Annotated in this window: 9 protein-coding genes; all 9 read right to left on the reverse strand. The window is 45.8% G+C overall.

All coding sequences use genetic code 11. From position 1 onward, the window contains the following. Nucleotides 1–37 precede the first annotated feature (37 nt). Nucleotides 38–1,732: a DUF2138 domain-containing protein gene (locus G6041_RS12940; protein ID WP_012123767.1), complete on the reverse strand. Its 1,695-nt coding sequence runs from the start codon at nucleotides 1,730–1,732 to the stop codon at nucleotides 38–40. A 454-nt stretch (nucleotides 1,733–2,186) separates the two neighbouring features. Continuing rightward, nucleotides 2,187–3,380: an SGNH/GDSL hydrolase family protein gene (locus tag G6041_RS12945; RefSeq protein WP_041460678.1), complete on the reverse strand. Its 1,194-nt coding sequence runs from the start codon at nucleotides 3,378–3,380 to the stop codon at nucleotides 2,187–2,189. Between the two features lie 6 nt (nucleotides 3,381–3,386). Continuing rightward, entirely contained in the window at nucleotides 3,387–4,490 is a 1,104-nt protein-coding gene (locus G6041_RS12950) for an SGNH/GDSL hydrolase family protein (RefSeq protein ID WP_012123765.1), read from the reverse strand. Next, the gene (locus G6041_RS12955; RefSeq protein WP_012123764.1) at nucleotides 4,477–5,880 is read right to left on the reverse strand and encodes an MBOAT family O-acyltransferase; all 1,404 of its coding nucleotides are present in this window, start codon (nucleotides 5,878–5,880) and stop codon (nucleotides 4,477–4,479) included. Before G6041_RS12955 ends, G6041_RS12950 begins: the two co-directional genes overlap by 14 nt. 1,173 nt (nucleotides 5,881–7,053) lie before the next feature. After that, the gene (locus G6041_RS12960) at nucleotides 7,054–8,250 is read right to left on the reverse strand and encodes a type VI immunity family protein (protein ID WP_012123761.1); all 1,197 of its coding nucleotides are present in this window, start codon (nucleotides 8,248–8,250) and stop codon (nucleotides 7,054–7,056) included. 49 nt (nucleotides 8,251–8,299) lie between these two features. Beyond that, a complete protein-coding gene (locus tag G6041_RS12965; RefSeq protein WP_054628510.1) occupies nucleotides 8,300–9,496 on the reverse strand; it encodes a type VI immunity family protein in 1,197 nt (398 codons plus the stop codon). 11 nt (nucleotides 9,497–9,507) lie between these two features. Then, nucleotides 9,508–10,770, reverse strand: a complete 1,263-nt coding sequence (locus G6041_RS12970; RefSeq protein ID WP_166491666.1) for a VRR-NUC domain-containing protein — start codon at nucleotides 10,768–10,770, stop codon at nucleotides 9,508–9,510. Continuing rightward, a complete protein-coding gene (locus G6041_RS12975) occupies nucleotides 10,770–11,054 on the reverse strand; it encodes a hypothetical protein (protein WP_227003039.1) in 285 nt (94 codons plus the stop codon). The genes G6041_RS12970 and G6041_RS12975 overlap by 1 nt, the downstream gene beginning before the upstream one ends. A gap of 252 nt (nucleotides 11,055–11,306) precedes the next feature. Next, nucleotides 11,307–11,798, reverse strand: a complete 492-nt coding sequence (locus tag G6041_RS12980; RefSeq protein WP_012123755.1) for a hypothetical protein — start codon at nucleotides 11,796–11,798, stop codon at nucleotides 11,307–11,309. Between the last annotated feature and the right edge of the window lies 1 nt (nucleotide 11,799).

Raw genomic sequence — 11,799 nt, forward strand, 5'->3', positions numbered from 1 at the left:
ATTCCGAGCAGTGCGGCTGCGACCAGATGTTGCCCTTTCACAGCGGAAGCCACTCCAGCGGTATCCAGTGTGGTGCCGGTTCAATATCAGCGCCCTTCGGCAACGTAACCGCATAGGCAGGTTCCTTTGCCAGCGTGGTCAGGCGTGGGTAAAGCAGCGTCTGCGCGGCGTTATAAAAGACCGGTTCCATCTCTTGCGGCAGGCTACTGTAGGCTTCTTGTTTGAAGATATCCGCCAGCCTGGCTGGGGCAAAATACAGCGCGGTATTGGTTTTTGCGGGTAATACGTCACTCATCGGTGGGAAATTCTTCCTTAAAGTGCGAAGCGCATTATCGACCAGGGTATCGTCAAGCGAAAAAACCACCGTTTGCTGATAGTGCGCCAGACTTACACGGAAGAAACGACCGTCCGCATCAGGATGATGCGACTGTGAACCCGGATACGGCGCATAGCGGGAAGGTATCTCGCGCTGCCAGCGCTGCATTCCATTATCGCTGGTTGCCTCCACCGGCTGGTTGGGTTTTCCGACAAACTGGCTGAACAGTGTGGCCAGGGAATCATCCCATGATTTACCCGGCGCATCCGTGAGTTGCGCCACCAACAGCGGCGAGTACAGACGAGACTGCGGATACCAGCATAACCCGGCGGTACCGCTAAACTGGTCGCCAATCTTCTGTGATACCTTCGGTGCTATCCCGGCGTGGCGCAACATATAGGCGGGCATCCGACGTGATAGCGGCAGTGCTACACACAAACCGGCACCTGAAGGCATGGTCTGCCATACGGGAGAGAAATCCAGCGACGTTTCTTCACTTTCATCGCTGCCGTTTAACGCCAGATAGCTATGCCACCCTTTCACGTCTTTATCGAAGCGAATACCTTTAAAAGCGGGGATAAATCGCTGGTAACCCATGGCGAGGTAACTCGAACGCACCAAAATCTGCTGCTGAAATGCTTTTTTCGTTTTACTGCCAGCGGCTGGCGTGAGAGAAAACGCCTCGTTCCATGGCTGTTTATCGTGAAACAGATCGTTTAACAAAGCAGTGGTATCTGCGACCTGTTTATTGTCCTTAAACAGAAAACGTTCGCCGGACAGTAGCACCATCTTATCGCCGTCGCTGGCGAACAAGAGCGATTTTTGCCCATTGTAGCGTAACTTGTAGAGCGCGATGCCGCGATTGCCAACCTGAATAGTTTCCGGTGAAGCTTTGCTCAACTGCGAGTCACCAGCCACGACATGTGCCAGTGGCTCCAGCATTTTAGCAAGCCCGCTGCGGTGGATAACCATAATGAAATGATTAAGCTTGCCCTTATGATCGCGCCATAAGGCAATTTTCGCTGGTTGGTTGAGTAACTCGTTGATCAGCGAATCTTTCAGCGTCAGGTGATGTTCATAGACAATACGCTGTAAGCTTCCTGTCAAACCCAGTTTGTCTGCATTATTTTGATAATAGAAAACGAAATCTTCAGTTAAAGTATCTTTTAATAACGGCACGCTCAAAATATCTGCGGGCAGTTTACTTAATGAGCTACTATCAATAAGCACGTCCGGCTCTGAAACATCAACACCGAGATCGTTTTTCGGTGCCCATGGGATAATAACGGGATCTTTTTCCTCCCTTGTTGATATCGCCGCATATGTTGCGATGGCACCAGCGAGAATAAAGGAAACAACAATAGATATTTTCATGCTTTTTTTATAGTAAAAAGGCACGGGTATAACAGACGTCATTATTTGCTCCACGATACTTAATAAGGAATTTATACCGATAAGCGGATTATTAATTTGCCGGTTACGCAGTTCAGCGCATCAGTTAATAAGCGAACAGAATAAATAAAGCAGATAATAGAGTGCCTATGGCAATCATAGCGACAAAGGCAATACCGAATGCCTTCCGTTTCGATTAAAATTGTTCCTGATTGTTGATATGTTCATCGATAAAAGGGCCCTTAAGATGGCTCATAACCTTTCCCATGGCCAGCAAGAAAGGAAGCGAAAATACCAGAGGTGGAACACTGCCAGGCAACAGCCATGCTATCAACAAGTTGGCAATTCATGCCAGAAATGAAAAGCCAGAAATTTTTCACGCCGCAACTTTATTAATAACATTTCTTACTTTTTCATCAGGCATTGTCGCGATTAATCTTTATTCCGGATATCGGAGCAAATAATTTCTCTCGATGAATTATTTAAGCACGGCTGATAAATCGTTAAACAGTCCATTCGCGCTTTCCTGATATCCTTCAGGAGTCAGATGAATCAAATCTGGTCTTGCTTTACCTTGCGCCGCCCAGCTTTCAATCGCACAGTCACCCCCCATAAAATAAAACCAGTTCCAGAACAACGTGTGCTCCTGACGGGCAACCTGCTGCTGCACGGCGATGATCGGTTTCAGCAACGCGGGCTGTCGCTGCACGCAGCCATGCCCCTGCTTATGCATAACGCTGCTGCCAGGGCCAATCAACAGAATGGCAGCATCTGGCGCTGACTGCCGAATGTTTTCTATCTGGCGCTGCAGCGTCTGGCGATACGCCTCCGTTGAAAGATCTGTGTTAAACGCTTCGTTGGTACCATAGGCAAGAATCACCATGTCAGGTGCAAGCTGTTTCAATACTCCGCCCCAGTTATTCTGCCATTTGTCAAGCATTGATACCTGCGCACCATTAATCCCCAGCGCACTTAGCACTACTCCGTGGCCACTTGTTGATGTCAGCATCAGGCCTCCAATTGCCGTAGGTGCAGCTTCAGACATTGACCAGCTAAAAGTGCTATCCACGGTTACTGGCTGGCTAAAAGCCCAACCCTTTCCCGTTGCGGCAAGTGTATATCTCACACCGTCAACCAACCATTGTCCCACAGAGGGCGAAGCATAAAGCGCCTGCACGAATTCACGGCCCTGTGGAGCGCGAACAATAATTTGTGCGCCATTATTGCTGTTAACCGGTGTGACGATATTTCCACCCAATGTAAAGTTGGGGTTTTTATCGCGACGGCTGGTGACCAGCTTCATCCCATAAATATTCTGAAAATAGGCGTTGCTGTATCGGTTTCCCGGAACCGCGACCGGGCTAATAAAGCCTGCTCCACCGTCGCCATATACGGAATGAAAATGTTGACGCAGACTGCCTGAGAAAAAATCAGCAGCAGTGTGTGAATCGCCCAGGAAAACGATATGGGTAAGCTCACTCTGGCTGTGGCGCAATTTCTCCGCCATACGCGATAAATTACTCTCACCGTAATCAGTTAATACCCCGGCCTGTGTTGTCTTAGGTTCAGCAGTCCTTTTTTTTAAGCTGGCATTATCATTGCAGGCAGCCAATACGATCACAACGGCGACGCAAAGTACCGCTGACGCTACATATTTTTTATTTTTTTTCACGCGCAATTACCCATGATTTATTTCTGAAAACTGAATTTTGTTCAGGATAGCGCGCGCAATCAGTCGCTGTCCCTCAGGGGAATAGTGAATACCGTCATCTGCACGTACGCGCATCCTCTTCCCGTCAACAACTGTATTAGGAGAATAGTGATTGTCTTTGTAGCCGAAAATATTATTCACATCGACTGTCACCCCTCCTGCTTTGCTCACCTCCTCTGCATAAAGCGTATTAAGATAGCTAACCCCGGCATTCAATTTACTTTTACGCATAACTGGCAGTAGCGCCCAGATAACCGGGATATTACGCTGTTGCGCCGAAGTCAGAATCCGCTCAATCCGTTGTCGATATTCGTTTTCCCACTCCGCGCTTTTAAACTTGAGAAAATGCCTATTCTGCTCAGAAGGCATATCCCAGGGATCATTTGGCCCTAAAAAAACAATTAACAGGCCGATGTCCGGCTCGCGAATAAGCGTGTTTTCGGTCGTTTTAGGCCAGTTAAAGAATGATGGATAGGCTAACCCCGTGCTCCGCTTGCTCAGATTCACGCTTTCAATCTGATGTTCTTTTTTCAACAATGAGATAATTTGCGGGGCGACTCCTTCCATCATGGAGTCTCCTATCATCAGCACCTTTTTCCTGGCTGGTAATAACACCTTCTCCGGCGATGTTTTTATTGGTGCCAGTTCAGAAATAAGTTCCGGCGAGCTCGCGGCGGCAGGCAATTGACTCTGAGCGCCTGAAGGTGGGATATAGGGTGAAGATTCGTTGTTAGCCGTTATCTCCTGAGACCGGCCCGGTGACGAAATGGCCGTGCAATCTACGCTTTTTATCATTCCGGAAATCACAGCGGGAGCGGGTTCGTCCATTTCACCTGACAGTACCCGCAGAAAGTTCTCCTCAGACGAGTTGAGGGCATCGCCTACCTTCGCACCGTAAGACCACCAGTAGACATTCGTACTCTCCCAGGGCGTTTCTCGATGAAAATGCAGCAGCCAGTACTGGTTGAACGCTTGCTGATTTATCCATACCACGCCCAACGCAGAGACCAAAATGGCAATGGAGACTTTGATTGTCTGGTAGATGATATTTGTGTAATCAGAAACCTGCATAAATAAACCCCGGAATGCCAGCGGGTGCAAGGATAAATGTAATGGTTAAGACGGGAATAACCACAAGCGGGATCGCATACCATTTGATATCATTCAAAATAGGTACACATCGCATTCTTAACTTGATAATCGAAGGATAGATAACAATCAGCAAAGTATTGGCAATAACAGCGCAGGCCGATGCTGAAGAAATACTTTCAATATGTACAGTGCAAATGTTTTCAACGATCAGCAGGGCGTCTGACACGCTATTTGCTTTGAAGAAAACCCACGCCAGACAAACAAAATTAAAGGTCAGCAGCCGGGCAATTATCGGTGGAATAATCCATGACCATCTTTCCTTTAACTGTTTTGTCCAGACGTTATAGATAACCACTCCCAGGCCATGAAGCGCCCCCCACACAATAAAGGTTCCGCCTACGCCATGCCATAGCCCGGAGAGTATCATGGCAATCATCACATTAAGCTGCGTACGCCAGATACCTTTGCGGTTTCCACCAAGAGGAATATAGATATAATCCCGAATAAACGTTGACAGGCTAATATGCCAGCGATGCCAGAAATCCTGAATATTAGCTGCCAGATAGGGGTGCTGAAAGTTTTCGCCAATCTGATAACCCAGCAGTAATGCGATCCCGGTAACCAGATTGGTGTAACCGGAAAAGTTGAAGTAGATTTCCCACGCCCAACCATAAACTGCCGCCAACGAAGCCAGCCCGTGTTCACGCAGAGGTGAAAAGAATATCCCGGCAACAAATTGCTGGTCAAGCCAGGCGCTCAGCCAGAAGAGTTTCACTATCGCCAGAACGATTAGCCAAATCGCACGCTGATACGCTTTAATGCTTCGATGCGCCGAATCAATCTGAGGCATTAACCATGTAGCCCGGTTAATTGGCCCGGCGATAATTGTAGGCATAAAGTTCATATATAACAGAACGCTAATCATATTTATATCGCGAATATCACCACGAACAACCGCTATCACCAGGCTAATCGCGTTAAACAGATAAAAAGAAAGGCCCAGCGGCAATTGTATATTGATCATCGGTAGCTGTAAATTGACAGTTAGAGTATCAATGATCCCTTGCCCCCAGACCATAATCGGAGAAAAACATTTAAAGATAAAGAAATAGATTACGACAATAGCAATTAAGACAGAGGGCAAATATGTAGCCAACTTTGTTTTTCTTGAGAGCAAAATTAAAAACAGAACACATAGACTGAAAGAGAGGTGAATAAGCAATACTTCCCACCCCGCCTGACTAAGTAACCAGTATCCAGCAATCAATAGAATAAAGTTCTGTAACTTTAACCATGGCGCCACAAGCCAATAAACAATAAAGAAAATCATGAATCCCAGTAAAAACTCGGGGGTAAATAACTCTGCCATAAAAATTGCCTATACCTCAATCAAAAAAATTAAAATTTACTGAATATCATTGCGCACGCTACCGCCCATCGCCGTTTCCCGTGAAGGGGACCAAAGCGCATACGGTCAGGCTGCCAGAATGTGTTTTTCTTTGTTGAATGCCCGTTTTCAGTCAGGCGCTCAGCAAAAAAGCCGGGCAATAAAACCAGTTTGCATCCGGCCTACGAGGTGGCGTACTCGTTTCAGTAATCAAAATTTATGATTTACACAGCAATAATAAATCTTATGAATAAAATAAATTCTTACCTATAAAAATGCTACGCCTGTTAAGGTTGTTAACAAATGAGACAGGAGAGTTGATATGTAAAAATCAGTTTCACTATCTTTCTGTCATGGTGTGTTTTTATCGCTCAAAAATTTAAATAATAACTGTTTACTGCCGCAGAGGCTGACGCTGCTTTTACTTGCGTCGTTCATTGAGAACTTAATTTCAAAAATTAATTATTTCTGCCACGTAACAATTTCTTGTCACTCGCGTAAGAAACGGCGCAATAGCGCTTAATAAACAACCAGATAAATTCATACATTTAACAAAAATTATCAAAGTAAATTCACACTCGTTATTAATATAGATTTTCAGCCACTCTTTTATTAGCCAACCTGACCAAACAAGGGCTTGAAATTATTGTTAATAAGTGAAATTCATTATCGACCATCATTCCAATAAAACTTATTTTTTGAAAAGAAACAATTCATATTTAGTATAAACAAAGCAATTAAATAATTTCCTCAAAAAAATACATGCATATTATTCATTGATTTTTCGGCAAAAAAGAGTGGGCCTTAAGATTATGTACGGAAACGGCCTGTCTTAATAAATATTTTCTTCCAGTCAAAGTAGCGCCATAGCGCTACCATGAAATCTACGACCTGAGTTGACGAGTCAAATCTAGCAAACCATACCTGAGGTCTGCCCGACGTATTGCCGTACAGTTATTTAAGAAAAGTGATGATATACATTGGCGGGCAACAGGCTCATTGGTATGTGAAAGCCTGATTATCGTGCCCCCGTCTGTAGTTATTTTATGGGCACGTTCTTCATGTTGCTGGTAAATTAGTTAAGCTTAATAATAATACAGTATTTCTGCGGCTGTTTTTTTATGAAGCTAAATATTACCAGGCAGCACTTCCAGTCTATTCCGGCATGATGAAAACGCTGCCTTTATCATCTCGCTTCAGCAATTGCCAGAGGGCACGATGTTTATTGCCGTGTTTATCTTCAAAATAAGGCATCTTCTGCCCTTCCCGCGTTTGAATATAGTCGGTGGTGCCGTTGACAATCGTGGCCCACTGGCCCGCGTAAGGCGCAATATCGTCTGTCCAGCAGCTTATCCGCACCGGATCTTTTGCCGCTGGCATGGTGGCAAGCGGCGGAAGGTCTACATCAAAGCGGGCAAGCCACCGGGCAGTTGAGCTGTCGTCAAACCGGATTTCGCCGGCAATCGAGCCATACCCCAGGCTACCAATTTCCGGTGCGCGTATAGGTTTAAGCACCTTATTCACTTTCACGTACAGTTCAGGGTATGGGTTATCCTTAATCCAGCCTAACTCCGGCCATTCTCCGGCGCGGATAATAACACCAGAATCATAGTTTATTATTTCAATTGATGGATTACTGAGAGCACTCCGTAAATACTGAATTCCACCCAGTTTATTTAGCCAATCATTATTAAAAAAGGTGTGCCAGTTTACCGAGCGAATGCCTTCACGTGAGTGTTTATCTGTTTTAGAATTTGTGATATCAAGACCAAGAAACTCCTGTCCAGTTTCATATTCCAGATGCTGGTATCTTTCTTTTTCATGACATTGCTGTAGCCCAAGCCCCATAATTCCATGTAACGGATTGAGTATGTTACAAAAAATCAACAACAGCTTTTCGACATGTTCTTTATTGTTCAATTCAGCCACAGGAAGATTAAAACCAAAATAGCTAACAGGGTTGTGTATATTTTCAAACCACCCCGCGGGTGAGTTTATTTCAACACTATAATCGCTGGAATAGCGATATCCTTTTTCAGCAGACCACATAAAATCAAGATCATCACCAAAGCTATTAATAATCGTTTCTTTAAATTTTTCTGATGATATATGTCTATAAGCTATTTCTTTGTTTGGGTCATTAACACATCCCCACTTCAAATAATGTCCAAACTCATTGTGGAATAGTTGCCAGGCCTCCGCGATATGCTCTCGATTTTCTTTAGTATAACCTTTATCAAGATAGAAACGTGCCACTATCCCCACTTGTAACGCGTTATGGTGTTCCGGGTCATCCTCCGCACCGTAAGTAAGATCGTATTCGGCCTGCTTAAATTTCTCAAAAAAATCCATTTTATCTTTTCCTTAACAGGGCCTGCTCTCTGACAAGAGGCCCTTTTTATTATTCCTGCATGATAAAAACGCTGCCTTTATCATCACGCTTCAGCAATTGCCAGAGGGCACGATATTTATTGCCGTGTTTATCTTCAAAATAAGGCATCTTCTGCCCTTCCCGCGTTTGAATATAGTCGGTGGTGCCGTTGACAATCGTGGCCCACTGGCCCGCGTAAGGCGCAATATCGTCTGTCCAGCAGCTTATCCGCACCGGATCTTTTACCGCTGGCATGGTGGCAAGCGGCGGAAGGTCTACATCAAAGCGGGCAAGCCACCGGGCGGTGGAGTTTCTGTCAAAACGGATTTCGCCGGCAATCGAGCCATACCCCAGGCTACCAATTTCCGGTGCGCGGATAGGTTTAAGTACCTTATTCACTTTCACGTACAGTTCAGGGTATGGATTATCCTTAACCCAGCCTAACTCCGGCCATTCTCCGGCGCGGATAATAACACCAGCATCATAAGGTATTATCTCAATCGATGCGTTGCCCAGAGCACTCCGTAAATACTGAACCCCACCCAGTTTATTTAGCCACTCATTGTTAAAAAAAGTATACCAGTTAACGGAGCGTAGGCCCGCCCTCATTTTTTTATCCGTATTAGAATTAATAACATCAACACCATTAAACTCATTGCAAATTTCATATTCGAGATGCTGATATCGCTCTTTTTCGTAGCACTGCTGTATACCTAACCCTATAAGTCCGTGCATAGGTTTTAAAACACTACAAATTTGAAAAAGAAAATCTTCCAAATGCTTTTTGTTATTCAACAATAATACTGGAAGATAAAACCCAAAACAACTCACCCGTTTATGAATTGACTCGTACCATCCAGCAGTGGAGCTGACACTAACCGCATAATTGCTGGCATAGCGAAACCCTTTTTCGGAATACCATTGAAAATCCAAATCATTGCCAAAACTTCCAATAATAATCTCTTTGAATTTTTTTAACGAAATAGCGCTATAGTCAATCTCCGCATTAGGATCATCAATATATCCCCACTTTAATTTTGCACCGAATTCATTATGGTAAAGCTGCCAGGCTTCAGCTATTCTGGCCCGGTTTTCTTTGGTATAACCTTTATCCAGGTAAAACCATGCCGCTAATCCCACCTGTAAGGCGTTATGGTATTCCGGGTCATCTTCCGCACCGTAAGTAAAATCGTATTCGGCCTGCTTAAATTTCTCAAAAAAATCCATTTATCCGCTCCTTAATCGGGCCAGTAAACAAAATCCTGAGCTTGCTTCAGGGTAAATGTATTTGATGGCTGTTCTTCAGGTTCAGCCGCCGTTGCCATGCCGAGGCCGCCTGCCGGCAGCAAAAAGGTGGTTGCCGTTCTGGCATACTGCACCGCATTCCCGACAATCGTGCCCGTCAGGCTTTCTCCCGTCGCTACCGCGACGGCTCCCACGCCTGCCGTGGCGGGAATAACAACCATTGGCCCCGCCAGCAAGGCCCCGAGAAACCCGGCGGCTCGCTCCCGCTCCTGCGTCTGTCGGGCGATATCCCCGGCATCTTGCTGTGGTTTTAAGGTATTGACCTCCATGCCCGCAGGAGGCACCCAGTAGTCGCCGGCCAACTGGTAGAAATGGTGTTGTACCTGGCGAAACTCCTGCTCCATTTCTCCTTCCAGCAGGTGATACGCTGGCACATCCGGGCGAAGGCAGATCTGTTCGGTTTCTCCCAGCGCATCCGCTACCGGTTTATAGACCGGCTCCTGAACGGCATCCCGTATCCACTCGCGTTTGCGTTTATCATCTATCTGACAGACATCAGTTTCCAATAAGCGAAATTTTTCCCTGTCACCTGCAATGTACCGATAGCTCACTTCTTGTTCTGGCGATAACCTGTCCCCCGGAAACTTAAGCTCAATCACCGTATGAATATTTCCCTGGCTAAAGGCAGCGTTACCCGTCAGGGTGACGTCGCTGATTCGGATAACATCCGGTATCCGAAAGCTCCCGTTGCGTTTGAGCACAATATCCAGCGCATCATCCAGCATGATGTCACCGGCCTCCGGCGCAGGTAGTGTTTCCAGTTCATCCCGCGTCAGCAATTCGATAACGCGCTCCACTTCCCCCTCGGCCATTTCCCGCAGGCGCATTTCATAACCTTGTTTTATCAGGCGATATTGCGCGAGCGGGAAGCTGCTCGGCCAGTCAGGGTGCCGCCTGCTCATTAGCGGCGAGGGCGGATTGCGCGTCATGTCGTAGCCCACTTCGCCAATGTAGGGAAAATGGTAATTAAAGTTCCTGTCATCCTGCCGAATAAGCCGGGTCACCTTTCGCTGATACATCATCTTCCCGTCGGAGCGCTTCACGGGATATTTCAGCGCGTAGTTCACCTTCTCGCACAGGTACCATAAATCCAGCGGATTGGTGACTCTGGCCAACGTACCTTCAGGCGCTTTTACTGTTGTTGCCGTTCTTTGCGGCTCGCCCGGCATGCCGGCGGCTCTCTTCCCTGCTGCCATCAATTTTCCTCATTGTCGTAATCTGAAAAATCGAGCGACAGCGAGGTGCGGCTATCCCAGTAGCTGGCGCTGAAATATTCCCGGCGGAAATGTTCCGGGTGCGGTGTCAGCGCGATTTCCTCACTCTGTTTGCTCCAGGCGCGCTGCGTCTCACCGTTGGCATCGGTTTCACCGCGCAGCGTGCCGCCCGAAAACGTGAGCGTATAGGGGAAGCCAGCCAGCGGCTCATTCGTTGCCTGGCCGCGCACAATAAAGAATTCGCTGTACCCATCCGCTATGGGCATAACGAGCATCTCCTGCGCCATCGCAGCCCCCGCCCCTACATACGTTCGCGGCACCTTGCGCAGATACACTCCGGTCGTGCCATATTCGATTTTCCCTTGTTCTATTTTCAGGTAGCTGCCGCCGCCGATAAGCGTGATGCGCTTCTTGCCGGCAAAGGAAATATCTCAACCAGTATTTTTTTATTTTTATTTTTATTTTTATTTTTATTTTTATTTTTATTTAGATGAAATTCTTACATATTAATATAAACTTTAGCCACCATAGTTGATAAAATGAATATAAACAGCTTTATTACCAATAATTCCCACCTTCTCATCATCCTCCGTAGATGTCCTGAGCTGGATAACAAAAATTTGGCTCTCTTTAGGTAAACATAGGCCATTACTTAATTTACCATTTAAGCAATAATAATCATCCCCCATCCAATAATCTAACTCACTTTGATCATAGGGTGTTGACAACTTATTATCTATGAAAAGTATACTGTCACAGTCATTATCAAGAGGTTTCCAGTTTCTCATAATACCCTCACTAAAACGAAACCACATTTTTTTCAAAGAAACTCTCGACAAAGGCGCATTATCAACGACGACAACCGTGGACTTACAAGTTTTCCCCCAGATATCATTATATTGAGTTTGCTGGTAGATGCTGTTTATTTCCCCCTGCCTTAGGTAAAAAATATAAAACACATAAAAGGCGCATGTTAGTATCAAAAAAGATATCAACTTTAATTTTCTCATG

This window comes from Cronobacter sp. HA18003, from assembly GCF_011605905.1.
Lineage (GTDB): Bacteria > Pseudomonadota > Gammaproteobacteria > Enterobacterales > Enterobacteriaceae > Cronobacter > Cronobacter sakazakii.